Genomic DNA, 25,474 nt, shown 5'->3' on the forward strand with positions numbered 1-25,474 from the left:
GGTTCACCCGAAATCGGGCAGAGCGGTCGCACCACCTGATGAAAGGCTCTGCGCAGCCGATGGCCCCCCGCCTCTCCGTCGTCGTCCCGATCTACAACGTCGAGCGCTATCTGGAAGAGTGCCTGGACTCGATCGCCGCCCAGACCTTCGACGACTTCGAGTGCGTCATGGTCGACGACGGTTCCAAGGACTCCAGTGCCTCCATCGCCGCGGCCTACGCCGCCAAGGACTCCCGTTTCCGGCTGGTCCAGCAGGAGAACAAGGGTCTGGGCGCCGCCCGGAACACCGGGTACCGGCACATCGCCGACGGCACCGAGTTCCTGGCCTTCGTGGACAGTGACGACACCCTCCCGCCCAGCGCGTACGAGCTGATGATCGGCACGCTGGAGCAGACCGGTTCGGACTTCGCCACCGGGAACGTGCTGCGCTTCCGGGCGATCGGCTTCTACCCCTCGGGTGGTCACCGCAAGCCGTTCAAGGAGACCAGGCTCACCACCCACATCACCGACATCCCCACCCTGGTCACCGACCGCACGGCGTGGAACAAGGTGTACCGGCGGTCCTTCTTCGACGCGGCCGGCGTGCTGTACCCCGAGGGCATCCTGTACGAGGACGCCCCGGTCAGCGTGCCGCACCACTACCTCGCCAAGAGCGTGGACGTGCTCTCCGAGCCGATCTACCACTGGCGGGAGCGCGAGGTCGGCGAGATGTCGATCACACAGATGAAGTTCAACCCCAAGGGCGTCATCGACCGGGTCAAGTCGATGGAGCTGGTGCGGGCCTGGCTGCAGGAGCAGCAGGACCCGAAGTACCGCCGCTACCTGCGCTCCTACGACGAGAACAACCTCGTCGAGGAGATCCCGATGTTCTTCTGGTCCGTGCTGGAGGGCGACCAGGCGTACCGGGACGCCTACCAGGAGTCGGTGAGCCGGCTGCTGCGGGCGATCGGCCCGGAGCAGGTCCGCAAACTGCGTGCCCCGCTGCGGCTGAAGTACCACCTGACCGTGCAGAACCGGATGGCCGAGCTGGTCGAGCAGCTGCGGTTCGAGAAGGACAGCAACGGCGCGGCGCCCGCCCGCGGCCTGCTCCGCCCGTACGCCGACTACCCGTTCCTGCGGGGCGGGCGCAAGAGCGTGCCGCCGGAGGTGCTGCGGCTGGACAATGCGTTGGTCATGCGCAGCCGGCTGTACGACGCCCACTGGACGGACGGGCGGCTCCAGCTGACCGGCCACGCCTTCCCCGAGCACCTGGGCGCGGGCAACAGGCACGACATGGTCAAGGGCCTGGTGCTGCGGGAGAGCTCCGGCCGCCGGGTGGTGGCGGTGCCGACCAAGGCGATGTACAGCCCGGAGGCGACGGCCAGTTCGCCGCACTCGCTGTACAGCTGCGACTGGGCCGGTTTCTCCGCGTCCATCGACCCGTCCCGGATGAAGCACCGCGGGCAGTGGAAGGACGGCTCCTGGCGGCTGCTGGTGGCCGGTGTCGGCAAGGGCGGCGTGTACAAGGGCCGGGTCTCCGGCGGCTGGAGCGACACCGCCGAGTACCCGCCGGTGCACTGGGTCGAGCAGGACGTGCGGATCGTCCCGTGGCTCAAGGACGGGCACGTCAACCTGCGGGTCGAGCGGGTCCGGGCCCGGGTGGCCGAGGTGACCGGCGAGCGCGGCACGGTGACCCTGGCCGGTCTGGTCGGCTCCGGTGCCGACCTCGCGGGCGCGCGGCTGCGGCTGCAGCACGTCGAGTCGGACCGCTCGCTGGTCTTCCCGCTCGAACTGGGCGTGCCGACCGGCCGGCAGGTGCCGTTCACCTCCAGCTTCCCGGTGGAGGCGCTGACCGAGGTGCGCGAGGCCTGGGACCTGCTGGACCCGGCCGCCGACGAGCGCCTGCGGGACCGCTGGGACGTGGTGCTGCTGCTGACCGACGGCAGCTCGCTGCCGGTGGTCGTCGACGAGCGCGCCGACCCCAGGCACCTGGACATGCCGATCGGCGACGCCTCCCGGGCGCTCTACTCCAAGCCCTCGCCCAGCGGCTACCTGCAGTTCGCCGACCAGGTCCTGCAGCCGGTGGTGGAGGAGGTCTCCGCCGCCGACGACGGTGAGGGCTTCCTGCTCGCCGGCAGCTTCCCGCTGCCCGGCACGCACCGGTACGAGCTGGTGGTGCGGCACCGCTGGCGCGAGGAGGAGCACTGCTACCCGGTCGAGATCGCGGACGGCCGGTTCCGGACGGCCCTGCCGGCGGTGCCGACGGCGAGCTTCGCGGGCCCGGTGCCGCTGCGCAAGGGCACCTGGGAGGTCTTCTTCCGGCCGTTCGGCTCTCCCGCCGACCGGCTGTGGCCCACCGCGCTGCTCGCACCGTCCTGCCACGGGCAGCTGCCGCTGAGCGTCGACGCCCGCGGCAAGCAGATCACCCTGGAGCGCCGGCTGTACGACGGCCTGTCCCTGGAGTCGCACGACATACTGGCGCCCGAGGAGCGCAGCGGGTACCGGCAGCGGCAGCTGCGGTCCTCCTTCGCCTCCCTCCAGCAGCGCCCGCTGACCGACACGGTCGTGTACCACACGGGTCCGGGCGGCCGGTACGCCGGCTCGCCGCGCTCGGTGCACGAGGAGCTGGTCCGCCGCGGTGCGCCGCTGCGGCACCTGTGGACCTCGGACGACCTGCAGACCGACGCCCCGCAGAGCGCCGAGCCGCTGCGCCGGCTGTCCGCCGAGTGGTACGAGGCGCTGGCCACCGCCAAGTACGTGGTGACCAGCACCCACCTGCCGCCGTTCTTCACCCGGCGCCCCGGCCAGGTGGTCCTGCAGACCTGGCACGGGACGCCGCTCAAGCGGATCGGGCACGACTTCGAGAAGGTCTGGTTCACCGACTCCGAGTACCTGGAGCACCTGACGGCCGAGGTGCCGCAGTGGAGCATGCTGGTGTCGGCCAACCGGTGGTCCACGCCGGTGCTGAAGCGGGCCTTCCGGTACGAGGGCGAGATCCTGGAGACCGGTTACCCCCGCAACGACCTGCTGTTCGCCTCGGACCGGGAGAAGACCGCCGAGCGGGTCCGCGAGCGCCTCGGCCTGCCCGAGGGCAAGAAGGTGGTGCTGTACGCGCCGACCTTCCGCGAGGACCGCCGCCGCCCGCAGGACGGCTACCAGTTCGACCTGCGGCTCGACCTGGACGCGGCCCGCGCCGCGCTCGGCGACGACCAGGTGCTGCTGGTGCGCGGCCACGAGTCGACGTACGGCCAGGTGCCGGGCGCCGGCGACGGCTACGTCTGGGACGTCGGCAGCTACCCCGACACGGCGGAGCTGCTGCTGATCGCGGACGTCCTGGTCACCGACTACTCCTCGGCGATGTTCGACTTCGCGAACACCGGCCGGCCGATGCTGTTCTTCACGTACGACCTGGAGCACTACCGGGACAACCTGCGCGGCTTCAGCTTCGACTTCGAGTCCCAGGCGCCCGGCCCGCTGCTGTCGACGTCCGAGGAGCTGGTCGCGGCACTCGGCCGGGTGGACGAGGCGACGGCCGGCCACCAGGACAAGTACGCGGCGTTCCGCGAGGCCTACTGCGACCTCGACGACGGCCAGGCCTCGGTGCGGGTGGTGGACGCCCTCCTGGGGCACTGACGCGGCAACGACGATCCCCCCGCAGGCCGTCCGGCGGCCTGCGGGGGGATCGGTGTCTCCGGGGGTGCTGCGGGCGGCGTCCCCGGGCGGCTCAGGCCGGCCCGAAGCGGTAGCCGCGCCAGGGCCGCCAGACCTCGTCCGGCCCGAACCGGGAGAGGCTGAACCCGGTGACCTCGAAGGCCGCCCGGAAGCCGCGCGCCTGCTCGAAGGCCTCGTCCAGCACCGGCTCCGGCAGCCCGTGCGCCACCGTGACGTGCGGGTGGTACGGGAACGCGAGCTCCCGGGCCAGCGGGCCGGAGCGGACGTCCGCCTCCAGCGCCCGGCACTCCTGCGCGCCCTCCTCGACCCGGACGAACACCACCGGCGAGACCGGACGGAAGCTCCCGCTGCCCCGGAGCAGCATCCGGAACGGCCGGTGGCCGGCCGCGACCGCCCTCAGGTGGGCCTCGATGCCCGGCAGTGCGGCGGTCGGGACCTCGGTCGGCGGCAGCAGCGTGACGTGGGTCGGTATGGAGCGGGCCAGCGGATCGCCGTGCCCGGCCCTGGCGTCCTGGATCCGCGTGCCGAACGGCTCCGGGACGGATATGGACACCCCGATGGTGACGGCCTCGGGGAGGTCGCCACCGTCGGGAAGGGAGTCCACCGGCATCAGCGCTTCGGCGCGAGGAAGCCGATGCGGTCGTAGACCGTGGCCAGGGTCTCGGACGCCACCGTCCGGGCCTTCTCCGCACCGAGGCCCAGCACCCGGTCCAGCTCGGCCGGGTCGTCCAGGTAGCCCTGGGTGCGGGCCTGGAAGGGCGTCACCCACTCGGTGAACAGCTCCGCCAGCTCGGTCTTGAGGGCGCCGTACATCCGGCCCTCGAAGTGCGCGACCAGCTGCTCCACGGACTGCCCGCTGAGCGCGGAGTGGATCCGCAGCAGGTTGGAGACCCCGGCCTTGTTCTCCTCGTCGTAGGAGACCACCGTGCCGGTGTCGGTCACCGCGCTCTTGATCTTCTTGGCGCTGACCTTGGCCTCGTCCAGCAGGTTGACCAGGCCCTTGGCGGAGGACGCCGACTTGCTCATCTTCGCCGTCGGGTCCTGGAGGTCCAGGATCTTGGCCGTCTCCTTGAGGATGTACGGCTTCGGCAGCGTGAAGGTGGGCGCGTAGCGGCTGTTGAAGCGCTCCGCGAGGTCGCGGGTGAGCTCCAGGTGCTGGCGCTGGTCCTCGCCGACCGGGACGGCGTCCGCCTGGTAGAGCAGGATGTCCGCGATCTGCAGGATCGGGTAGGTGAACAGGCCGACCGAGGTGCGGTCGCTGCCCTGCTTGGCCGACTTGTCCTTGAACTGCGTCATCCGGGCGGCCTCGCCGAAGCCGGTCAGGCAGTTCATCACCCAGGCGAGCTGCGCGTGCTCGGGGACGTGCGACTGGACGAACAGGGTGCAGCGCTCCGGGTCCAGGCCCGCGCCGAGCAGCTGCGCCGCGGAGATCCGGGTGTTCTGCCGGAGGGTGTCCGGGTCCTGCTCGACGGTGATCGCGTGCAGGTCGACCACCATGTAGAAGGCGTCGTTCTCCTCCTGCAGGTCCACCCACTGGCGCACCGCGCCGAGGTAGTTGCCGAGGTGGAAGGAGCCGGAGGTGGGCTGGATACCGGACAGGACCCGTGGACGGTCCTTCACCGGACCGGTGACCGCTGCGTTGACCATGGGGGCCATTGTTCCAGCTTCACCGACCGCTCAGGAAACTTCCGCCCCTGGAGGAATCGACAGTGTGACGGCACTCACCCTGATGCGTTCGATCCGGCGGCCGTCCAGTTTGGCCACCGTCAGCAGCGCACCGCCCTCGATGGTCACCTGGTCCCCCGCCTCGGGCAGCCGGCCCAGCTCGCGCACGACGAATCCGGCCACCGTCTCGTACGGGCCCTCCGGCAGGGTGACGCCGGTCTCCTCGGTGAAGTCGGACAGGTTGAGCAGTCCGTCCAGCTCCACGCCGCCGCCGGCGAGCCGCCGGGTGGCGGTGGTGTCCTGGGCGTCGTACTCGTCGCGGATGTCGCCGATCAGCTCCTCGACCAGGTCCTCCAGGGTGACGATGCCGGCGGTGCCGCCGTACTCGTCCACCACGATCGCCAGGTGGTGGCCCTCCCTGCGCATCTCGCTCATCGCCTCCAGCACCCGTTTGGTGGCCGGCAGCAGCTTCACCGGGCGGGCCAGGTCGCGGACCCGGACGGCCCGTTCGCCGGGCGCGCCGTACAGGTCGCGGATGTGCACGAAGCCGGTCACGGCGTCGTACGAGCCCTCGACGACGGGGTAGCGGGAGTGCGGCGCGGAGTCGGTCTCCGGGCGGACCTCGGCGACCAGGCGCTCGGCGTCCAGGAAGGTGACCTCGGTGCGCGGCACCATCACCTCGCGCAGCTGGCGCTCGCCGGCCGCGAAGACGTCCGCGATCAGGGCCCGTTCGTCGCTGCCCAGCTCGGTGCTGGCGGCCACCAGGCCGCGCAGTTCCTCCGAGCTCATCGAACCGCGGCCGGCCGACGGGTCCCCGCCGAACAGCCGGACCATCAGGTTGGTGGAGTGCCCCAGCAGCCAGATCGCCGGCCTCAGCACCACCGACATCAGGTCGACCACCGGCGCGGCCAGCACCGCGATCGAGTCGGCCCGCTGCAGCCCGATCCGCTTGGGGGTCAGCTCCCCCAGCACCAGCGAGACGTACGAGATCACCAGGGTCAGGCCGACCAGCGCGATGGTGTCCGCCAGGCCCTCGGACAGGCCGAGGTCGACGAAGACCGGGGCGAGCTTGCCGGCCAGGGTGTCCGCCCCGAAGGCGGCGGACAGGAAGCCCATGCAGGTGACGCCGACCTGGACGGCCGCCAGGAAGCGGTTCGGGTCGGCGGCCAGGTGCGCGGCGCGGGCGGCCCGCCGGCTGCCGAGCGACTCCAGGGCCCGGATCTGGCCCTCGCGCAGCGAGATCAGCGAGATCTCGGCGACGTTGAAGAGGCCGCCCAGCATGATGAAGACCAGGACGAGTGCCGCGTCCTGCAGGGTTTCACTCACAGCAGGTCATCCTAGGACGGCCGGCACTTCGCCCGGAGCGCTTCGCTCCGCCAGAATGTCGCGAGACAGATCCGTGCAAAACCGCCCGAGGACATCGATGGACGCTGCGGTCCCCGTTCCTCCCACCGAAGCCGATCGCCCTGCCGGACCGGGACGCTTCCAAAACGCCGCCCAGCGCGCCCACCGGGCCGTCGCCGGACGGACGCCGACAGGTGGGACCTGGCTACTCCCCTTTCTCGCCACGCTGGCCGTGGGGCTCTACCGAGTCGACGGCCCGGTGCTCTGGCACGACGAGCTCGCGACGCTGAACGTCATCAGACGGCCGACCGGCGCGATCCTCGCCATGCTGCACCACGTCGACGCCGTGCACGGCGCCTACTACCTGCTGATGCACTTCTGGACCTCGCTCGCCGGGGACTCCCTCCTGGCGCTGCGGCTGCCGAGCGTCCTGGCGATGGCCGGCGCCGCCGCGTGCGTCGCACTCAGCGGGCAGCGGATGTTCGACCGCCGCGCCGGCCTGATATCGGGTCTCGTCTTCGCCCTGATACCCGCGGTGGCCCGGTACGCCCAGGAGGTCCGCTCGTACGGCCTCGTGGTACTGACCGCGTCACTGGCACTGCTGATGCTGCTGCGCGCGCTGGAGCGGCCGACGGCGGCGCGCTGGCTGGCCTACGCGCCCACGGTGGCGGTGGCCGGCTACCTGCACCTGATCTCGCTGGGGTTCCTGGCCGCGCACCTGCTGGCGGTCGCGATCGCCTGGTGGCGCGACCGGCGCAACCTGCGGATCCCGCTGGGCTTCGCGGCGGCCGTCGGCCTCGGTCTCGCCTCGCTCTACCCGCTGCTTCGGCTGGCTCCGGCCCAGGCGAAGCGCCAGATCAGCTGGGTCGCCGTCCCGACCGCCGACGATCTGGTCGCCATCTGGCCGCAGCTCTTCTGCAGCACCGCGCTGGCCGTCGTGATGTTCCTGCTGGCCCTCTTCGCGTGGCGGGACCGGCGGAAGGCGGCGCTGGCCGTCGCGACCGCGTCGGCCGTGCTGCCGGTGCTCGCGATCTGGGCGCTCTCGCAGCGCGGCGCCGTCTCGTACTTCATGCCGAAGTACCTGTTCTTCGTGCTGCCCGCGTGGGCGCTGCTGGCGGGCGTCGGGGTGGCCCTGCTGCGGGCCAGGTACGCCGTGGCGGCCCTGGTGGTGCTGGCCGCCACCGTCGCGCCCGACCAGGTCGCCGTCCACCGGGACCTCTCCCACGCGGCGTACACGTACCCCAAGCCGGTCACCTGGTTCGCGCCGCTGGACTACCGGGCCGCGGCCCGGATCGTCGCCCAGGGGTACCGGCCGGGTGACGCGGCCGCCTACGGCCAGGACTGGACCCAGGTGTGGTGGGGGGTGGACACCGGCGTGGAGTACTACCTCCCGGCCACCGTCGAGCCGCGCGACGTGCTGCTCGGCGAGACCGGCGAGCAGCGCAACGACCTGTGGTCCAAGCTCACCGACGACCCGGCTGGCGGGGTGGCGGACGCGCCGCGGATCTGGCTGGTCTCGCGGGCCGGCCACCCCGACCCGTTCGACTCGGTCTACCCGGCCGCCCAGCAGGTGCTGCGGGCGAACTACCGGATGGTGAGGGTCGACGAGGTCTCCGGGATCACCGTGGCCCTCCTCGTCCGGAACTGACGGGAACGGCCGGGCGGCCCAGGGCCGCCCGGCCGTTCACCGGGACGTCAGCGGGGAGTCGGCGGACTCAGATCAGACCGAGCTCGGCGACCGCGTCGCGCTCCTCGGCCAGCTCCTGGACCGAGGCGTCGATCCGGGCGCGGGAGAAGTCGGAGATCTCCAGGCCCTGGACGATCTCGAACTTGCCGTCCTTGGTGGTGACGGGGAACGAGGAGATCAGGCCCTCCGGCACGCCGTACGAGCCGTCCGAGACGATGCCCATCGAGGTCCAGTCGCCCGCCGGGGTGCCGTTGACCCAGGTGTACACGTGGTCGATGGCGGCGTTGGCGGCCGAGGCGGCCGAGGACGCGCCGCGGACCTCGATGATCGCCGCGCCGCGCTTGGCGACGGTCGGGATGAAGTCGTTCTCGATCCAGGCCAGGTCGGAGCCGGTGGCCTCGAAGCCGCTCTTGCCGGCGATCTCGGCCTGGAAGAGGTCCGGGTACTGGGTGGCGGAGTGGTTGCCCCAGATGGTGACCTTCTTGACGTCCTCGACGGTGACGCCGGCCTTCTTGGCGAGCTGGGCGACCGCGCGGTTGTGGTCCAGGCGGGTCATCGCGGTGAAGCGCTCGGCCGGCACGTCCGGGGCGTTGCGCTGGGCGATCAGGGCGTTGGTGTTGGCCGGGTTGCCGACCACCAGGACCTTGATGTCGTCCGCGGCGTTGTCGTTGATGGCCTTGCCCTGCGGGCCGAAGATACCGCCGTTGGCGGAGAGCAGGTCACCGCGCTCCATGCCGGCGGTGCGCGGGCGGGCGCCGACCAGCAGGCCCACGTTGGCGCCGTTGAAGGCCTCGGCGGCGCTGTCGGTGATGGTGATGTCGCGCAGCAGCGGGAAGGCGCAGTCGTCCAGCTCCATGGCGACGCCCTCGGCGGCCTTCAGACCCTGCGGGATCTCCAGCAGACGGAGGTTCACCGGCACGTCGGCGCCGAGCAGGTGGCCCGAGGCGATGCGGAAGAGCAGCGCGTAGCCGATCTGGCCGGCCGCTCCGGTGACGGTGACATTGACGGGGGTGCGAGTCATTTCTGCCTACTCCAGCAAATCGCCGACGTGCCCCAGGCACATCGGCGCGCTGGAGCCGAGGATGATCTCTCGACATCGAGAGAACCGGCTCAGGCTATCGCAACGGGCCCGCCGGGGGTGCGTACGGGCGTGGCTGATGCGTCACACGCCCACCCGGACGGTGCCGGGTGGCGCCGGGACCCGGGGGTGTCGGCCCCCGGTGCCCGGCGCCGCCCGGCCCGGTCAGCCGGTCGGTCCGGCCGGCGTGGCGGCGGCGCCGGTCCGCGGGACACCGGACGGCACCACGTGGATGCGGTGCTGGTCGGCGTCCACCCAGACCACGTCGGTGCCGGTACGGTCCACCGCCCAGGCCTTGCGCGGCTGGCGGGGCGTCTTCCAGTAGGCGCCGGAGGCGAGCCGGCGGACCTGGGCGGCGCTCTCCGCGCCGGAGGCCGCGATGCCGTCGTGGAAGTCCACCAGCAGCAGCCGGCCGCCGGCGAGGTCCTGCCGCACCAGGTAGCCGTCGCCCAGCAGGGCCTGGTCGGGGCCGCCGGTGTTCAGGCTCGACTGCACCGGGACGGTCAGCGTACTGCGGGTGACCGTGTCGAAGACGCCGCTGGCGTTGAGGGCACCGTCCCAGGAGTTCTGGCAGCCCCAGTACACCCAGCGGGAGACGGCCTGCAGCCGGGTCGGCGCGCAGGGCGTGGTGAAGGAGTCCCGGACGGTCGCCCCGGTCGGATCGGTGGCGGTGACGGTCGTGCTGTCCTGCTTCGCGCTCCACAGGGTCGTCCCCCGGACGGCCGCGGCGGCCAGCGGCGCGCTCAGCGTCGTCGTCCCGGTGTCGAGGTCGACCACGGCCGTCGGACGGGCGTAGGTCCAGCCGGGCCGGTAGCCGCCGAAGACCGCGTACCGGCCGTCGGCGTCCACCGTGTCGACGGAGCCCTGCGACTCCAGCCCGGTGGTGAAGGTGGCGCCCCACTCCTGGCTGCCGGCCCGCATCACCACCGTCCGGCCGTTGACCGACGGGTGGGCCGGGAGGTAGCGGCCGTCGCCGGTGGCCCACAGGGCCGTGCAGGCGGCCCGGCCGCCGTAGCAGTCGTCGGCCGGGTAGGCGGAGTCGAGGGTCTCGGAGAGCTTCACCGGAGGCGTGCCGTCGGAGATCCGGTAGCTGCGGAAGGAGCCGGTGGAGTCGGCGGGGCTGAAGGAGACGGTGTCGGAGGCGACGGAGAGCGTGCCGCCGCCGATGGCGAGGCCGAAGACGGTCGCCGGACCGGTCGGGACCCGGGTCAGCCTGTGGAGCGTCGGCTCGCCGGCCCGGTTCGGCGTGATCCGGTAGACGAAGGTGTCGCGGTCGCCGTACGCCGGGGGGTGCTCGCTGCCGACGGCGATGAGCGAGCCGTCCGGGGCGGGCAGCAGCTGGGTGTCGGCGCTGTCGAGCACGGAGTGCTGGCTGCCGGGGCCGGCCAGCGGGACCGCGGTGACCGGCCGGCCCCGGTTGTCGCCGGAGGTGTTGACGGCGGACAGGGTGGTGAGCACCCAGTCGCCCAGCCTGCGGTACTCCGCGTCGTACCCGCCGGGCGGCAGGGAGTTCACGTAGCCGCTGCTGCGGACCGTCCAGGGGGCCGTCCGGTCCAGCACGTCCACGGTGCCGTTGCCGTCGAGGCGCAGCAGGCCGTCCTTGGCGAGCCGGAAGCCTCCGCTGTAGCGCTCGGCCTCGTCGGGGAGCGCAGCGGTCGTGCCGGTGGCGAGGTCCAGCAGCAGCCAGTGGTTGCCGTCGTCCAGCCGGTAGCTGAGGAGCGCGGAGGTCCGGTCCCCGTCGACCCAGGCGGACGGCGCCCCGGCGGGGATCCCGGACACCTGGGTCCGGACCACGGCGGCGCCCTGCAGGGTGTTCAGGTACCAGCCGGTGGCCGATCCGTCGGTCCCGGTGTGGCTGACCACCGTGCGGCCGAAGGTGGCGTCGTAGGTCTGGCCGGCCGGGACGTCGACGGCGCCGAGGGAGACCGGCTTGCGGGACGCCAGGTCGTGGAGCTCGACCCGGACGGTACCGTCCGCGGCCGGCGGGCCGGGCACGGCGACGGTGTCGGAGGAGGAGCCGTACCGGTTGTCGGGCCGGCCCGCGTACCGCCGGGACGGCACGCCGTCCTCCAGGTTGGAGCCGAGCGGCGCGGGCAGGCGGAGCCCGGTGTCGGTGGTGGCGCCGGTGTCGTAGCGGGTCCACAGCAGGTGGTCGCTGCCTTCGCGGGCGTGCAGCAGGCCGGTGTCCCCGGCCACGTAGAGCTGGTCACGGCCGGGGATGCCGCGCGGGGCGGCCGGCAGGACGAGCTGGGTCGGCGCGGCGGCGGCCGGTGCGGCTTCGGCGGCCGCGCCGGCGGGCGCGACCGCCAGCGTGGCGGCCCCGGTGGCCAGGGTCACGGCCGCCACGGCGAGCGCGCGTCCGAGCCGACGGCGGTCTTCGGTCACAGGTGTCATTCGGTTCCCCCTCCGATGTCCACGGAACGAGGGCGGGCGTGAACCATCGGGAAGGCGCCCCCGCCGAGCCCTCACGAGCCCCGGCAGCATACTGACGGCCCCTCACCGTACGCACACTCTTTTCCCACCACGTGCACACGCAGGGGAGAGCCCCGCCCGGCGGGCGCCGGGCGGGGCTCGGGCCGCCGCGGATCAGTGCCGCTGGCGGCCGATCAGCTGCCCGATGTTGTCGAGCAGCGGCAGCTGGAGCCACGGGTCGGGCTGGGCCACCAGGGTGAGCAGCACGATCACCGCGCCGAGCACGCTCAGCACCGTGACGTCGGTGAAGCGGCTGCGGACCGCGAGCATCCCGACCTCGGGCAGCACCAGCCGCAGCACCGCGCCCAGCAGCAGCGAGCCGCCGACCGTCAGCAGCCCGACCTTGAAACCGCCCGCGAAGGTGATCGCGAGTCCCAGCACGGCGACGGCCAGGACCAGCGTTATCGGCCACTGCCGGACCGGCAGGGGGTGACCGCCGTCGAGCGCCGCCGCCGAGCCCTCCGGCGGCAGCGTCCCGGTGGTCCGCACCGGACGGCGCCGGGAGCGGCGCGTCGTGCCTTCACCCGCCACGGCGGATCAGCGGCCGGCGCGGCGCTCGGCCGCCTCGACGATGTTGTTGAGCAGCATCGCGCGGGTCATCGGGCCGACCCCGCCGGGGTTCGGCGAGATCCAGCCGGCCACCTCGGCGACGCCCGGCTCGACATCGCCGACGATCTTGCCCTCGCCGTCGCGGCTGACGCCGACGTCCAGCACGGCCGCGCCCGGCTTCACGTCCTGCGCCTTCACCAGGTGCCCGACGCCGGCGGCGGCCACGATGATGTCGGCGCGGCGCAGGTGCTCGGAGAGGTCCCGGGTGCCGGTGTGGCACAGGGTGACCGTCGCGTTCTCGCTCTTGCGGGTGAGCAGCAGGCCGATCGAGCGGCCGACCGTGACCCCGCGGCCGAGCACCACGACGTCGGCGCCGTTGATCTCGACCTTGTGCCGGCGCAGCAGCTCGACGATGCCGAACGGGGTGCACGGCAGCGGGCCCTCGATGCCGAGCGCGAGCCGGCCGAGCGAGGTGGGGTGCAGGCCGTCGGCGTCCTTGTCCGGGTCCATCAGCTCCAGGACCGGGTTCGGGTCCAGGCCCTTGGGCAGCGGGAGCTGGACGATGTAGCCGGTGCAGGACGGGTCGGCGTTGAGCTCGCGGACGACGTCCTCCACCTCCTGCTGGGTGGCGGTGGCGGGCAGTTCGCGCTGGATGGAGGCGATGCCGACCTCGGCGCAGTCCTTGTGCTTGCCGTTGACGTACCAGCGGCTGCCCGGGTCGTCGCCGACCAGGACGGTGCCGAGGCCGGGGACGATGCCCCGTTCCTTGAGGGCCGCCACGCGGACGGCGAGTTCGGACTTGATCGCGGCAGCGGTGGCCTTGCCGTCGAGAATCTGGGCAGTCATGCACCCATTCTCCTGGATCGGCGGCCGTGCCCGTACTGCGGGGAGGCCGCCGCCCACCGGATACGGAACGTGGGGTTCTGGTTGCGGTTGCGCCACAGTTGTGTCCGGTCGACGAACGCCGCTGGACAGCGCGGGGTGCTTCACCAGACGATAGGCCGGGCAATCTCTGCCGCCCGCGGCCTGGTGACAGGCCGTCCGGGCCCGAGCGGAGAACGATCTCGGGGGAAGACGACAGTGAGCAATCCGTACCAGGCGCCGGATCCGTACGGCGGTTACGGGCCGCCGCAGCAGCCGTACGGCACGCCGCCGCCCTCGCCGTACCAGCAGCCGGTCCCGCAACCGGGCTACGGCTACCCCCAGCAGCAGCCGTACCAGCCCCCGCAGCCCTACGCCCCGCAGCCGGTGGCCGAGCCCAACAGCATGGCGACGGCCTCGCTGGCGCTGGGCTTCATCGGCATCGTGATCTGCTTCTACGGCGCGATGCTCGGCCCGATCGGCCTCGGCCTCGGGATCGCCGGGCTCAACCGGGCGCAGCGCACCGGCGTCGGCCGGACGCCGGCGATCGGCGGCATCGCGCTCAGCACGCTGGCGATCCTGATCGGCATCGCCGGCCTGGTCTTCTACGACACCCTCACCAAAAGCCTGCCGTGACGCCCGCCGTCGCGACCGGCCTGGCCGCCCGCTGGGCGAGCACCGCCGGAACTCTCAGGGGAGCCTGGCTGCGCGTGGCCGCGCGCGGCGCCGGCGCGCTGGTCGCCGCCGTGACGGTGGCGCAGCTGCACGACGCCCACGACCCGGGCGTGCTCTGCCCGTTGCGCCGGTTCACCGGCATCCCGTGCCCCGGCTGCGGCAGCACCACCGTGTTCATCGAGGCGGGCCACGGTGACCTGGTCGCCTCACTGGCCGCGAACCCGGTGACGGTCCTCGTGGGCCTCGGCCTGCTGTTCGCGCCGCTCGGCGGCGGCCGTTGGTGGTGGGAGCTGCCGAACGGCCGCCGGAACGCGCTGATCGCCGCGGCGGCGACGCTCTCCTGGGCCTGGCAGTTGCACCGGCTGGGCATCTCCCGTCCCTGAGGACCCCGGCCCCGGCCCTCGTGACGTCCTGACGCCTATTGACCCGCACGCTGTCACTATCTTCCGCTAATGTCCCACCCGGTCGGCAACTCAACTGCCTGTCCGTCACAGGATCTTCCTGTCCCGTCCCGCTGTCCCCTTCCTGCCCGGAGGCAGAGATGAGCTACCCGCCCGACCCGAACAACCCGTACGGCCAGCAGCCCCCGCCGCCGCCCGGCTACGGCTACCCGCAGCAGGCGCCGCCGCCGGCCCCCGGCTACGGCTACCCGCAGCAGGCGCCGCCGCCGGCCCCCGGCTACGGCTACCCGCAGCAGGCGCCGCCGCCGGCCCCCGGCTACGGCATCCCGCAGCAGCAGGCCTACGGCTACCCGCAGCAGCCGGGTGGCGGCTACCCCAACGCCGGCATGGTGCAGAACTTCTACGCGGGCTGGGGCAGCCGCGTGGTGGCGGCCATCATCGACCACCTGCTGATCGGCCTGATCCCGTGGATCGTGGTCTTCGTGGCGCTGAAGCCGTCGGTCACCACGACCTACTCGGCGAGCGGCTACCCGCACACCGAGACCACCGGCGTGGGCGGCTACTACGCCGCCATGCTGCTGGTGAACGTGCTGATCTGGGCCGGTATCGCGGCCATGAAGGCGAGCGGCCAGTCGATCGGCCAGAAGGCCGTCAGCATCCGGATGGTGCGCGAGTCCGACGGCCAGAAGCTGAGCTTCGGCGCGGCCTTCGGCCGTGAGGCGCTGCACATCCTGGACGGCTTCTGCTGCGTCGGCTACCTGTGGCCGCTGTGGGACGCGAAGAAGCAGACCTTCGCCGACAAGATCATGGGCACCGTGGTCGTCAAGGCCAACTGAGCCCGTAACACCGAGGGCCCCGTATCTCCGCTCGCGGAGTACGGGGCCCTCGGTGTTACGCCGGTGATCAGTGGAAGAAGTGCCGGGTGCCGGTCAGGTACATCGTCACCCCGGCCGCCGCGGCGGCCGCCACGACCTCCTCGTCCCGGACCGAACCGCCCGGCTGCACCACGGCCCTGACGCCGCCGTCGAGCAGCACCTGGAGGCCGTCGGGGAACGGGAAGAAGGCGTCGGACGCGGCGAACGAGCCCTGGGCGCGCTCACCGGCCCGGGCGACCGCGAGCTTGGCCGAGTCGACCCGGTTGACCTGGCCCATGCCGACGCCGACCGAAGCGCCGTCCTTGGCCAGCAGGATCGCGTTGGACTTGACGGCGCGGCAGGCCCGCCAGGCGAAGGCCAGCTCGGCCAGCTCCGCCTCGGACAGGGCGTCACCGGTGGCCAGCGTCCAGGTCGACGGGTCGTCGCCGTCCGCGTGGATCCGGTCGGTCTCCTGGAGCAGCACCCCGCCGGAGACCGGGCGGACCTCCAGGCGGCCGGTCGGGGCCTCGGGGGCGCGCAGCACCCGGATGTTCTTCTTGCGGGCCAGCACCTCGACGGCACCGTCCTCGTACGCCGGGGCGACGACGACCTCGGTGAAGATCTCGGCGATCTGCTCGGCCAGCTCGACGGTGACCGCCCGGTTGACCGCGATCACGCCGCCGAAGGCGGACAGCGGGTCGCAGGCGTGCGCCTTGCGGTGCGCCTCGGCGACGTCCGCGCCGGTGGCGATGCCGCACGGGTTGGCGTGCTTGATGATCGCGACGGCCGGCTCGGCGTGGTCGTACGCGGCGCGCCGGGCGGCGTCGGTGTCCACGTAGTTGTTGTAGGACATCTCCTTGCCGTGCAGCTGCTCGGCGCCGGCCAGGCCGCCGGTGCCGTCGCTGTACAGCGCCGCGCCCTGGTGCGGGTTCTCGCCGTAGCGGAGCACGTTCTGGCGCTCCCAGGTGGCGCCGAGGAACTCGGGGAAGCGCTCGTCGCTCGGCGCGTAGCCGGCCTCGAACCAGGAGGCGACGGCCACGTCGTAGGCGGCGGTGTGCGCGAAGGCGGAACCGGCCAGGCGCTTGCGGGTGGCGAGGTCGAAGCCGCCGTCCTTGACCGCGTCCAGCACGTCGGCGTACCGGGCCGGGTCGACCACGACGGCGACCGACGGGTGGTTCTTGGCGGCCGCACGGACCATCGACGGACCGCCGATGTCGATCTGCTCGACGCACTCGTCCGGGGTGGCGCCGGAGGCGACGGTCGCCTTGAACGGGTAGAGGTTCACCACGACCAGGTCGAAGGGCTCGACACCGAGCTCGGCCAGCTGCGCGCGGTGCGACTCCAGGCGCAGGTCGGCGAGGACGCCGGCGTGCACGCGGGGGTGCAGCGTCTTCACGCGCCCGTCCAGGCACTCCGGGAACCCGGTCAGCTCGGAGACCTCGGTGACCGGCACGCCGGCGGCGGCGATCCGGCCGGCCGTCGAGCCGGTGGACACGATGGCGACCCCGGCGGCGTGCAGGCCCTGGGCCAGCTCCTCCAGCCCGGTCTTGTCGTACACGCTGATCAGGGCACGCCGGATCGGGCGTACGTTCTCGGAGACGGGAGTAGTGCTGGAGGCGGCGCTCATGCCGGAATCCATACCTTTCGGTCTTCGATGCGGTGACCTTCGCGGGCCAGTCGGCCCACGACGTCGACGAGCAGATGGCGCTCGACAGTCTTGATGCGCTCGTGCAGCGCTTCGCCGCCGTCCTGGTGGTCGGCGTCGAGGACCTCCACCACGCCCTGCGCGATGATCGGTCCGGTGTCCACCCCCGCATCGACCAGGTGGACGGTGCAGCCGGTGACCTTCACCCCGTACGCGAGGGCGTCGGGGACGCCGTGGGCGCCGGGGAAGGCGGGCAGCAGGGCGGGGTGGGTGTTGACGATCCGCCCGGCGAAGGCCGCGACGAACTCCGGGCCGAGGATCTTCATGAAGCCGGCGGTGACCACCAGGTCGGGGTCGTGGGCGGCGACGGCGTCGGTCAGCGCGCGGTCCCAGCCGGCCCGGTCGGCGTGGTCCTTGATCCGCTCGACGAAGACCGGGATGCCCGCGCGCCCGGCCCGCTCCAGGCCGGCGATGCCGTCCCGGTCGGCGCCCACGGCGAGGATCTCGGCCCCGTAGGCCGGGTCGGCCACCGCGTCGATCAGCGCCTGGAGGTTGGTGCCGGAGCCGGAGACCAGGACCACCAGCCGGGCCGGGCCCGGGGTGCGGGGCGGGAAGACTTGGGCGGAAGCAGCGGCCACTGCGCGATTCTCCGTACGTCGTTGGCGCCCGCTGGTACATCCACCGTCGGTGGGGCCACTACGGGCGGCGCCAGGTCGAGCCGAGTGCCGGGTTCGCGGGGGTGCCCGCGCTGCGCGCAGGCCTCGGGAACCGTTCTGAGCTGCTGACCGTCACCACGATAACGGCTGGTGAGAGGGCTCCCGTAACCACCCCGCAACGCTACGCGCGTAGTTGAGACGGGGATCTCGCCCGGCGTCCACCGGACGACACCGGCCGAAGCGGGTGGGGCGCCGCCCGGCCGCCGCCGGCCTGCGGGATCATTGAACGGCGGGCCCCCGGACGGCGGGCCGCCGGCGGCAGCCGCCGCACCGACGAGAAGGAATGGCTGACACCATGAGCGGAGACAGCACCGGCGAGCGCAACCCGTTCGCGCCGCCGCCTGCGGACGCCCCCGATCAGCCCTGGCAGCCACGCATCCCCCCGGCCGGTCCCGGTCCGCAGGACGGCGAGGACGGCGACGGGCGCCCGCAGGTTCCGCCGCCGCACCCGTGGAGCCCCGGCCACCGCGGCGGCGGCTGGAACCCGCCCCAGCCCGCACCCAAGTTCGACCCCAACGACCCCGCGCAGCGCCGGGCCCGGCACGCGCTCATCGCGGGCATGGGCGGCCTGTTCTGCACGATCGTCGGCATCTACTACGTCGCCCTGCTGCTCGGCGCGCTCGCCGTCTACTGGGCGATCAGCGCCCTGCGCAGCGGCCGCGCGCAGGGCCGTGCCGAGGGTCGCACCGAGGCCCGCACCGAGCCGACCGGCGCCCCGGCGGCGCAGCCGCAGGCACCGGCCGCGATCGGCGGGCTGTTCACCGGCGCCGTGGTGGTGCTCTTCACCCTCGGCTGGCTCGGCGCCCAGCTCTACTACAACGACTACGTGGTCTGCGTGAAGGACGCCCCGACCGCCGCGGCCCGGCACAGCTGCACGGTCACCAACCCGGTGCCCAGGCTGCTGGTCGCGATGGTCGACCCGGAGTCCCTGTGACCCGGGGCTGATCACCCGGGGGCCGCCGGGCTCCCGGCTGCCGGGCGGCCGCCGGACCCGCACCCGGACACCGCCGGCCCGGCCCACCGGGCGGTCGGCGGGAGTGCGGAGACGAACCTCCGGGGCCGGTCGCGCGACTCCGGACGGAGCTGGGCCGGCCGCGCCGCACGGACTCCCCCTCCGCTGTGCCCGGGCCCTCCGGGCCGACGGCGGGAGCCCGACGGCGAACCGCGGGCCCCCTCCGGCGATCTTGGCGGGCCCGCGACTTTGCAAACGCGCCTCAGTCCTTCCCGGAGAACGGCAGCCGCAGGTCGGAGACCCGGGTGAGCGCCCGGTGCAGGGCGGCCCGGAGGCGGGCCGTGCGGCGGACGGCGAGGCGGTCGACGGCCGTCCACCAGCCGGCCCTGCCGGTGCGGATGCGGATGTGGCGGCGGCGGACCAGCAGGGTGCCGGGCAGCGCGGTGGCGGCGAGCCAGGCCGCGGACGCCAGGCCCGCCTGCCAGGCCACCGGGCCGAGCTCGGACATCCGACCCGGCGCGAGCGCGCCGCCCGCCGCCCAGGCCGCGACCGCCGCCGATCCGCCGCCCAGTCCCGCCGCGGCGAGGGTCGCCAGCACGGTGTCCCGTACGGACCACGGCCCACCACCTTCCACCGGCTCCGCACCGTCCGCCGCACCGCCCGCCGGGCCGTCCGCCGGGCCGTCCGCCGGAGCCCCGGCGCCAGCCGCCCGGCCGAGCAGGAGCGCCGGCCAGGCAGCGGCCAGCACCGGCAGCGCGAGCGACGCCAGCCCCCAGCCCGCCCCGCCGGAGGCCGGGACCAGTGCCAGCAGCGGGAACTCCGGCAGTGGCCCGACCACGGTCCCGGCGGGCGCGACGACCGTCCCGGCCCCGACCGCGAAGCCCGTACCCAGCGCGTAGGAGGCGGCCCAGGCAACGGCGTTGGGCATCAGCGCGGCGCAGGTGAGCAGCAGGCCCAGGAAGCCCGCCGCACCGCCGCCCAGGACCTGCGCCGACCGGCCTGCTCCGCCCGGGACGACGGCCGCGGTCAGCAACAGCCCGCCCGCGGCGATCAGGGCGAGCAGCCAGGCGGCGACCGCCCGCCGTACCGCGGCCGCCGCACCGGGCGGCCCGGCGGGCAGCGCCCGTCCGAGGACGGCCAGGCGGCGGGCGGCCGCAGCCGGGAGCGGGGGAAGGCTGCGGCCGGCGCCGGTCCACAGGCCGTGGCCGAGTCCGCCGGCCAGGAGCACGGCGACGGCCGCCAGGTCCGCCGCCGGGCGGGAGCGCAGCACCGCGTCCGGGGCCGCGCACTGGGCGACCACCGCGGCGGCCACCGCCAGGTAACCGGCGGCCAGGGCGATCGGGGCGCGCCAGGTGGCGCGTCCGCGCCGCCCGATCCGGGCTCCGGCGCGGTGGAGCACCACCAGGGTGAGGGCGGTGAGCAGCAGCGGGGTGACGGTCACCGGGCCCGCGTCCTCCCCGCGGACCAGCGGGGCGGTGTGGCCGAGCAGCCAGAGCGAGCCGGCGAGGCGGACGGCGCCGGCCGCGGTGTCGTCCGGGTACGGGGCGATCACCCACAGCCCCAGCACCGGGACGGCGACCAGGGCCAGCGTGAGCAGCGCCGTCCGTACGCCCGTGAGCACGTCGGCGAGGGCCGAGCGGGTGCCCAGGTCGCTCGGCAGGCCCAGGATCGGACGGCCCATCAGCTGCATCATGGGCCTCATGCTCCCAAGATCACCCGTTGTGCCCCGTCAACGCGCGAACCTTCGCCGTGTCCCGGATTATCGGTACATGTGCCTAATTTCGCTCAGCAGTCGGGGCGAGGGACCACGGTGACCGCCCCCTCCACCGCCGGGAAACGGGCCGGCAGGCCCGCCGCCGCGACCGCCGCCGTCCCGAAGGCCCCGAAGGCCCCGGCGCCCGCCCGCCCGGACCCGGCCCGGCTGCTGCGGCTGCTGACCGCCCGTGAGGTCCGGCTGCTCACCCGGTTGGCGGCCGGCGAGGATCCGGCCGCCGTCGCCGCGGACCTGGGTCTGTCCCCCGCCGCCGTGCGCACCCGGCTGCACCGGGCGGTCCGGAAGCTGGGCGTGCGGACGGCGGCCGAGGCCGTCGCGCTCCTCGGCGGACCGGCGGCGGTGCCGGCCCGCGCCCGGCCGGTCGAGACCCCGCTGCCGACCGGCCCGGGCGAATCCGCCGGAGCCGAGGCCCCCGAGCGGGCCGGGGACGCCCCGGGGCCCGCGACGGCTCCCGAGCCCGTGGAACCGCCCGGCTTCCCGGAGTTCTACCGGGCCGTGCACACCCGGCTGGTGCAGCAGACCTTTCTGCTGACGGCCTGTCGCCACCGTGCCGTGCACAGCGCGCACCTGGCCCTGGGCGCGGCCTCCCGGCAGTGGGAGGAGGTCGGCGCCCTGCCGGACCCGGAGGGCTGGGTCCGGACCGTGGCCTTCGAGGCCGCGCTCTCCCCCTGGCACCGGGGCGGGCCCCGGCGGGCGCACCTGTTCACCCTGCCGCACCGCCGGATCCGGGTCGGCGCCCCCGGTGACGAGCGCGACGACCGGCTGTCCCCGCGGGACAAGGCGCTGCTGAAGGCGCTCCGGCGACTCTCCCGCCCGCGCCGGCGGGCGCTGGTGCTGCACGACGCCCTGGGCCTGCCGGCCCGGGCCGTGGCCACCGAGGTCGAGTCGAGCAGTGCGGCCGCGGCCGGAAGGGTACGGGCCGCACGGGCGGCGCTGGCCCGGGAGGTACCGGACCTGGTGGGCCCCGACCCGTCCGCGCCGGAGTTCGGCGACCGGGTCGGCGAGCTGCTCCACCAGGCCGCCGTGCGCGGCTGCCCGGCGCCGCGGATGCCCTCACCCGCGCTGCTGACCGCGGAGAGCCGGCTCCGCTCGGGCTCGCTGACGGCCGGGGCGGCGCTGCTCAGCCTGGCGGCCCTCGCGACGATGACCGCCACCCTGCTGGGGGGCGGACCGTCCGAGGTCTTCCGCCCGGCTCCGCCGGATCCGCTGCCGCGGATGTGCTCCGCGACGGACAGCGGCAGCGCCGGCCCGGTACTGCCGGGCGCGCAGGCGGGGATCCGCACCCAGTGGTGCGAGGTGCCGGGGACGCGCCCGGTGCGGGCGGCCATCCTGCCGCCGCCGGCGGTCGCCGCGGCCTCGGCCGCCGCCCTCGGGGCGATGCCGGTCGGTGTGGGCTGCCCGCCGCTGCGGCCGTGCCCGACCGCGACGCCGGCCGGCGTGCCGCGGCTGGCCGACCGGCTGCACTGAGCGGATCCGGGCGCGCGCCGGGGCCCGGAAACGCCGAGGGCGCCGCGGACGGGAAGTCCCGTCCGCGGCGCCCTCGGGTGGTTACCGGGCTGGTCAGCCGATCAGCTGACGGGCCAGGCGAGCGGTCTCGGACGGCGTCTTGCCGACCTTGACACCGGCGGCCTCCAGGGCCTCCTTCTTCGCCTGCGCGGTGCCCGAGGAGCCGGAGACGATGGCGCCGGCGTGGCCCATGGTCTTGCCCTCGGGGGCGGTGAAGCCCGCGACGTAGCCGACGACCGGCTTGGTGACGTGCTTGGCGATGTAGTCCGCCGCACGCTCCTCGGCGTCGCCGCCGATCTCGCCGATCATGACGATGATCTTGGTCTCCGGGTCCGCCTCGAACGCCGCGAGGGCGTCGATGTGGGTGGTGCCGATGACCGGGTCGCCGCCGATGCCCACGGCCGAGGAGAAGCCGAGGTCGCGCAGCTCGTACATGAGCTGGTAGGTCAGCGTGCCGGACTTGGAGACCAGGCCGATCGGGCCGGACTTGGTGATGTCGGCCGGGATGATGCCGGCGTTCGACTGCTCCGGCGAGATCAGGCCGGGGCAGTTCGGGCCGATGATCCGGGTCTTGCTGCCCTTCGAGCCGGCGTACGCCCAGAAGGCGGCCGAGTCGTGGACCGGGACGCCCTCGGTGATGACGACCGCGAGGCCGATCTCCGCGTCGATCGCCTCGACGACGGCGTCCTTGGTGAACTTCGGCGGCACGAAGATGACGGTGACGTCGGCACCGGTCTTCTCCATGGCCTCGGCGACGGTGCCGAAGACGGGCACCTCGGTGCCGTCGACGTCAACGGTGGTGCCGGCCTTGCGCGGGTTCACACCGCCGACGATCTGGGTGCCGGAGGCGAGCATGCGGCGGGTGTGCTTCATGCCCTCGGAGCCGGTCATGCCCTGGACGATGACCTTGCTGTCCTTGGTAAGGAAGATAGCCATGATTCAGTCCTCTCCCTTACTTGTTGGCCAGCTCGGCGGCGCGGTCGGCCGCACCGTCCATGGTGTCCACCTGCTGCACCAGCGGGTGGTTGGCGTCGGTCAGGATCTGACGACCCAGCTCGGCGTTGTTGCCGTCCAGGCGGACGACGAGGGGCTTGGTGACGGCCTCGCCCTTCTCCTCCAGGAGGGCCAGCGCCTGCACGATGCCGTTGGCGACCGCGTCGCACGCGGTGATGCCACCGAAGACGTTGACGAAGACCGACTTGACGTCGGTGTCGCCCAGGATGATCTCCAGGCCGTTCGCCATCACCTCGGCGGACGCGCCGCCGCCGATGTCGAGGAAGTTGGCGGGCTTGACGCCGCCGTGGTTCTCACCGGCGTAGGCGACCACGTCGAGGGTGCTCATGACGAGACCCGCGCCGTTGCCGATGATGCCGACCTCGCCGTCGAGCTTGACGTAGTTGAGGCCCTTGGCCTTGGCCGCGGCCTCCAGCGGGTTCGCGGCGGCCTTGTCCTCGAGCGCCTCGTGGCCGGGCTGGCGGAACTCGGCGTTCTCGTCCAGGGAGACCTTGCCGTCGAGCGCGATGATCTTGCCGTCGCCGGACTTGATCAGCGGGTTGACCTCGACGAGGAGCGCGTCCTCGGCGATGAAGACCTTCCACAGCTGCTGCAGGACGTCGGCGACCTGGTCGGCCACCTCGGCCGGGAACTTCGCCGCGGCGACGATCTCGGCGGCCTTCTCCGGGGTGCAACCCTCGTTGGCGTCGACCGGGATCTTGGCCAGGGCGTCCGGGTTCTCCTCGGCGACGACCTCGATCTCCACGCCGCCCTCGACGCTGGCCATCGCCAGGAAGGTGCGGTTGGTGCGGTCCAGCAGGAACGAGACGTAGTACTCGTCCTTGATGTCCGCGGTCTGGGCCAGCATCACCTTGTGAACGGTGTGGCCCTTGATGTCCATCCCGAGGATCGCCTCGGCCTTGGCGACGGCGTCGGCCGGGTCGGCGGCGAGCTTGACGCCACCTGCCTTGCCTCGGCCACCGACCTTCACCTGAGCCTTGACGACGGCGCGGCCGCCGAAGCGCTCCGCGATGGCGGCAGCGTCTGCGGCGGTCTCGATGACATCGCCGTCAAGCACGGGTACACCGTGCTTGGCGAAGAGGTCCCTCGCCTGGTACTCGAACAGGTCCACGTGTTTGTCCTTGTTCGTGGTCGCGGATTGTGTCTCTACGAGCGTGCCACGGCAGGATCTTCGCTGCGGGTCGTCGGGGCTGCGCAGGTACGCAGATTTGCGGCCTTGCGGCCCACACAGCGCCGGGCGCACCGTCAATCAACACGCGCGTCACGTCCGTGTGGCAGGTTATCCCCGTACGACGGGCGTGTTTCGCCCGGGACCGGCTCGGCTTTGGTGAGAACCGTCACAACCGGCCGGATCGCGCCTGTTCCGTACCGCTTTCACGGTCGCCCCGCCACTGGTGTGAGCACCGGCGGCGGCCCACACCTTCGGGTGAATCGACTCAGTGCCCGGCCGGCACCGGGAGCGGCCGCTTCTCGATCGCGGCGGCCATGACCTCCGGGAAGGCGTCCGGGGTGCAGGCGAAGGCGGGGGCGCCGAGGGCCGCCAGCGCGGCGGCGTGCGCGTGGTCGTACGCCGGGGCCCCCTCGTCGGAGAGCGCGAGCAGGGCGATGAACTGGACCCCCGAGGCCTTCATCGCCGCGACCCGCTTGAGCATCTCGTTGCGGATGCCGCCCTCGTAGAGGTCGCTGATCAGCACCACGATCGTCTCGGACGGCCGGGTGATCTTCGACTGGCAGTAGGCCAGGGCCCGGTTGATGTCGGTGCCGCCGCCGAGCTGGGTCGCGAACAGCACGTCGACCGGGTCGGTCAGCTGTTCGGTCAGGTCGACCACCGAGGTGTCGAAGACCACCAGCCGGGTGTCCAGGCTGTGCATCGAGGCGAGCACCGCGCCGAACACCGCCGAGTGCACCACCGAGGCGGCCATCGAGCCGGACTGGTCGATGCAGAGGATGACGTCCTTGCGGACCGCCCGCTGGGCGCGCGCGTAGCCGACCAACCGCTCGGGGACGACCGTGCGGTGCTCGGGCAGGTAGTTCTTCAGGTTGGCCCGGATCGTGCGGCCCCAGTCGATGTCGCTGTGCCGGGGGCGGTTGACCTTGGCGCTGCGGTCCAGGGCGCCGCCCAGCGTGGAGCGGGTACGGTCCGCCAGCCGGCGCTCCAGCTCGGCGACCACCTTGCCGACCACCGCGCGGGCGGTCTCCCGGGTGGTCTCGGGCAGGGCGTGCTTGAGCGAGAGGAGGGTGCCGACCAGGTGCACGTCCGGCTCGACCGCCTCCAGCATCTCGGGCTCCAGCAGCAGCCGGTCGAGGCCCAGGCGGGTGATGGCGTCCTGCTGCATCAGCTGGACCACCGAGGTCGGGAAGTACTCGCGGATGTCGCCGAGCCAGCGCGCCACCTGCGGGGCCGAACCGCCCAGGCCCGCGCTGCGGCTCCCCGAACGGCTCTGGCCCCCGCCCGGCTCGGCGCCCCGGTAGAGCGCGGCCAGGGCGCCGTCCATCGCCGCGTCCCGCCCGCTCAGGGCGCAGCCCGTCCCGTCGGCCTCGCCGCCGAGGACGAGCCGCCACCGGCGCAGCCGCTCGGCGGCGGGGTCGGCCGGGGCCTGGACGAGGTTCGGCTGGGTGCTGGTCATCTGA

Annotated in this window: 20 protein-coding genes; 7 read left to right on the forward strand and 13 right to left on the reverse strand. The window is 73.4% G+C overall.

The window, feature by feature from the left end; all coding sequences use genetic code 11:
- Positions 1–38 precede the first annotated feature (38 nt).
- Positions 39–3,611, forward strand: a complete 3,573-nt coding sequence (locus ACIOFR_RS06385) for a CDP-glycerol glycerophosphotransferase family protein (RefSeq protein ID WP_400992930.1) — start codon at positions 39–41, stop codon at positions 3,609–3,611.
- A gap of 91 nt (positions 3,612–3,702) precedes the next feature.
- On the opposite strand, the gene ACIOFR_RS06390 is transcribed toward ACIOFR_RS06385, so the two are convergent.
- From ACIOFR_RS06390 to ACIOFR_RS06400, 3 genes are read right to left on the reverse strand one after another with little or no spacing between them, the layout of a single operon-like run.
- Positions 3,703–4,254 (reverse strand): 2'-5' RNA ligase family protein, encoded by a 552-nt coding sequence (locus ACIOFR_RS06390; protein ID WP_400992931.1) that lies wholly within the window; start codon positions 4,252–4,254, stop codon positions 3,703–3,705.
- A 5-nt stretch (positions 4,255–4,259) separates the two neighbouring features.
- Positions 4,260–5,297, reverse strand: coding sequence for a tryptophan--tRNA ligase (gene trpS / locus ACIOFR_RS06395; RefSeq protein ID WP_400992932.1), 1,038 nt, complete (start codon positions 5,295–5,297; stop codon positions 4,260–4,262).
- A 30-nt stretch (positions 5,298–5,327) separates the two neighbouring features.
- Entirely contained in the window at positions 5,328–6,641 is a 1,314-nt protein-coding gene (locus tag ACIOFR_RS06400) for a hemolysin family protein (protein ID WP_400992934.1), read from the reverse strand.
- Positions 6,642–6,891: 250 nt separating this feature from the next.
- On the opposite strand from ACIOFR_RS06400, the gene ACIOFR_RS06405 reads away from it, so the two are divergent.
- Positions 6,892–8,307: a glycosyltransferase family 39 protein gene (locus tag ACIOFR_RS06405; RefSeq protein ID WP_400992935.1), complete on the forward strand. Its 1,416-nt coding sequence runs from the start codon at positions 6,892–6,894 to the stop codon at positions 8,305–8,307.
- A 67-nt stretch (positions 8,308–8,374) separates the two neighbouring features.
- On the opposite strand, the gene ACIOFR_RS06410 is transcribed toward ACIOFR_RS06405, so the two are convergent.
- The 4 genes from ACIOFR_RS06410 to ACIOFR_RS06425 form a co-directional block, all read right to left on the reverse strand.
- Positions 8,375–9,367, reverse strand: coding sequence for a malate dehydrogenase (locus ACIOFR_RS06410; protein WP_400992937.1), 993 nt, complete (start codon positions 9,365–9,367; stop codon positions 8,375–8,377).
- A gap of 222 nt (positions 9,368–9,589) precedes the next feature.
- The gene (locus ACIOFR_RS06415) at positions 9,590–11,809 is read right to left on the reverse strand and encodes a hypothetical protein (protein ID WP_400992938.1); all 2,220 of its coding nucleotides are present in this window, start codon (positions 11,807–11,809) and stop codon (positions 9,590–9,592) included.
- A gap of 201 nt (positions 11,810–12,010) precedes the next feature.
- A complete protein-coding gene (locus ACIOFR_RS06420; RefSeq protein WP_400992939.1) occupies positions 12,011–12,385 on the reverse strand; it encodes a DUF3017 domain-containing protein in 375 nt (124 codons plus the stop codon).
- A 48-nt stretch (positions 12,386–12,433) separates the two neighbouring features.
- Positions 12,434–13,291, reverse strand: coding sequence for a bifunctional methylenetetrahydrofolate dehydrogenase/methenyltetrahydrofolate cyclohydrolase (locus tag ACIOFR_RS06425; RefSeq protein ID WP_400992941.1), 858 nt, complete (start codon positions 13,289–13,291; stop codon positions 12,434–12,436).
- 234 nt (positions 13,292–13,525) lie between these two features.
- On the opposite strand from ACIOFR_RS06425, the gene ACIOFR_RS06430 reads away from it, so the two are divergent.
- From ACIOFR_RS06430 to ACIOFR_RS06440, 3 genes are all read left to right on the forward strand, one after another.
- Positions 13,526–13,942 (forward strand): DUF4190 domain-containing protein, encoded by a 417-nt coding sequence (locus ACIOFR_RS06430; protein WP_400992943.1) that lies wholly within the window; start codon positions 13,526–13,528, stop codon positions 13,940–13,942.
- Positions 13,939–14,364 carry a DUF2752 domain-containing protein gene (locus tag ACIOFR_RS06435; protein WP_400992944.1) on the forward strand — a complete coding sequence of 142 codons (426 nt, stop codon included), beginning with the start codon at positions 13,939–13,941 and terminating at the stop codon, positions 14,362–14,364. Before ACIOFR_RS06430 ends, ACIOFR_RS06435 begins: the two co-directional genes overlap by 4 nt.
- Before the next feature lie 158 nt (positions 14,365–14,522).
- Positions 14,523–15,218: an RDD family protein gene (locus ACIOFR_RS06440; RefSeq protein ID WP_400992945.1), complete on the forward strand. Its 696-nt coding sequence runs from the start codon at positions 14,523–14,525 to the stop codon at positions 15,216–15,218.
- A 67-nt stretch (positions 15,219–15,285) separates the two neighbouring features.
- Here ACIOFR_RS06440 and purH read toward each other — a convergent pair whose 3' ends face one another.
- Complete coding sequence (gene purH / locus ACIOFR_RS06445) at positions 15,286–16,863, reverse strand: bifunctional phosphoribosylaminoimidazolecarboxamide formyltransferase/IMP cyclohydrolase (protein WP_400992946.1); 1,578 nt, start codon at positions 16,861–16,863, stop codon at positions 15,286–15,288.
- Positions 16,860–17,519: a phosphoribosylglycinamide formyltransferase gene (purN, locus tag ACIOFR_RS06450; protein WP_400992947.1), complete on the reverse strand. Its 660-nt coding sequence runs from the start codon at positions 17,517–17,519 to the stop codon at positions 16,860–16,862. Before purN ends, purH begins: the two co-directional genes overlap by 4 nt.
- 373 nt (positions 17,520–17,892) lie before the next feature.
- On the opposite strand from purN, the gene ACIOFR_RS06455 reads away from it, so the two are divergent.
- Entirely contained in the window at positions 17,893–18,531 is a 639-nt protein-coding gene (locus tag ACIOFR_RS06455) for a hypothetical protein (protein ID WP_400992948.1), read from the forward strand.
- A 280-nt stretch (positions 18,532–18,811) separates the two neighbouring features.
- Here the strand turns inward: ACIOFR_RS06455 and ACIOFR_RS06460 are convergent, their stop codons facing one another.
- Positions 18,812–20,251 (reverse strand): DUF6350 family protein, encoded by a 1,440-nt coding sequence (locus tag ACIOFR_RS06460; protein ID WP_400992950.1) that lies wholly within the window; start codon positions 20,249–20,251, stop codon positions 18,812–18,814.
- Between the two features lie 108 nt (positions 20,252–20,359).
- Here ACIOFR_RS06460 and ACIOFR_RS06465 point away from each other — a divergent pair, with 108 nt between their 5' ends.
- On the forward strand, positions 20,360–21,790 hold the full coding sequence (locus ACIOFR_RS06465; RefSeq protein ID WP_400992952.1) for a LuxR C-terminal-related transcriptional regulator: 1,431 nt from the start codon (positions 20,360–20,362) through the stop codon (positions 21,788–21,790).
- A 93-nt stretch (positions 21,791–21,883) separates the two neighbouring features.
- On the opposite strand, the gene sucD is transcribed toward ACIOFR_RS06465, so the two are convergent.
- The 3 genes from sucD to ACIOFR_RS06480 all read right to left on the reverse strand — a co-directional run bounded on the left by sucD (position 21,884) and on the right by ACIOFR_RS06480 (position 25,470).
- On the reverse strand, positions 21,884–22,765 hold the full coding sequence (gene sucD / locus ACIOFR_RS06470) for a succinate--CoA ligase subunit alpha (RefSeq protein ID WP_400992953.1): 882 nt from the start codon (positions 22,763–22,765) through the stop codon (positions 21,884–21,886).
- Positions 22,766–22,781: 16 nt separating this feature from the next.
- Positions 22,782–23,954: an ADP-forming succinate--CoA ligase subunit beta gene (gene sucC / locus ACIOFR_RS06475; protein WP_400992955.1), complete on the reverse strand. Its 1,173-nt coding sequence runs from the start codon at positions 23,952–23,954 to the stop codon at positions 22,782–22,784.
- Positions 23,955–24,279: 325 nt separating this feature from the next.
- On the reverse strand, positions 24,280–25,470 hold the full coding sequence (locus tag ACIOFR_RS06480; RefSeq protein WP_400992956.1) for a VWA domain-containing protein: 1,191 nt from the start codon (positions 25,468–25,470) through the stop codon (positions 24,280–24,282).
- Positions 25,471–25,474 lie beyond the last annotated feature (4 nt).

It is taken from the genome of Kitasatospora sp. NPDC088346 (genome assembly GCF_044740765.1).
Lineage (GTDB): Bacteria > Actinomycetota > Actinomycetes > Streptomycetales > Streptomycetaceae > Kitasatospora.

Excerpts from the sequence above, each read along its gene's own strand:
- ACIOFR_RS06385 (WP_400992930.1), top strand. The coding sequence starts at position 39 with ATGAAAGGCTCTGCGCAGCCGATGGCCCCCCGCCTCTCCGTCGTCGTC.
- trpS (WP_400992932.1), bottom strand. The coding sequence starts at position 5,297 with ATGGTCAACGCAGCGGTCACCGGTCCGGTGAAGGACCGTCCACGGGTC.
- ACIOFR_RS06410 (WP_400992937.1), bottom strand. The coding sequence starts at position 9,367 with ATGACTCGCACCCCCGTCAATGTCACCGTCACCGGAGCGGCCGGCCAG.
- ACIOFR_RS06425 (WP_400992941.1), bottom strand. The coding sequence starts at position 13,291 with ATGACTGCCCAGATTCTCGACGGCAAGGCCACCGCTGCCGCGATCAAG.
- ACIOFR_RS06440 (WP_400992945.1), top strand. The coding sequence starts at position 14,523 with ATGAGCTACCCGCCCGACCCGAACAACCCGTACGGCCAGCAGCCCCCG.
- purH (WP_400992946.1), bottom strand. The coding sequence starts at position 16,863 with ATGAGCGCCGCCTCCAGCACTACTCCCGTCTCCGAGAACGTACGCCCG.
- ACIOFR_RS06455 (WP_400992948.1), top strand. The coding sequence starts at position 17,893 with ATGAGCGGAGACAGCACCGGCGAGCGCAACCCGTTCGCGCCGCCGCCT.
- ACIOFR_RS06460 (WP_400992950.1), bottom strand. The coding sequence starts at position 20,251 with ATGAGGCCCATGATGCAGCTGATGGGCCGTCCGATCCTGGGCCTGCCG.
- sucD (WP_400992953.1), bottom strand. The coding sequence starts at position 22,765 with ATGGCTATCTTCCTTACCAAGGACAGCAAGGTCATCGTCCAGGGCATG.
- ACIOFR_RS06480 (WP_400992956.1), bottom strand. The coding sequence starts at position 25,470 with ATGACCAGCACCCAGCCGAACCTCGTCCAGGCCCCGGCCGACCCCGCC.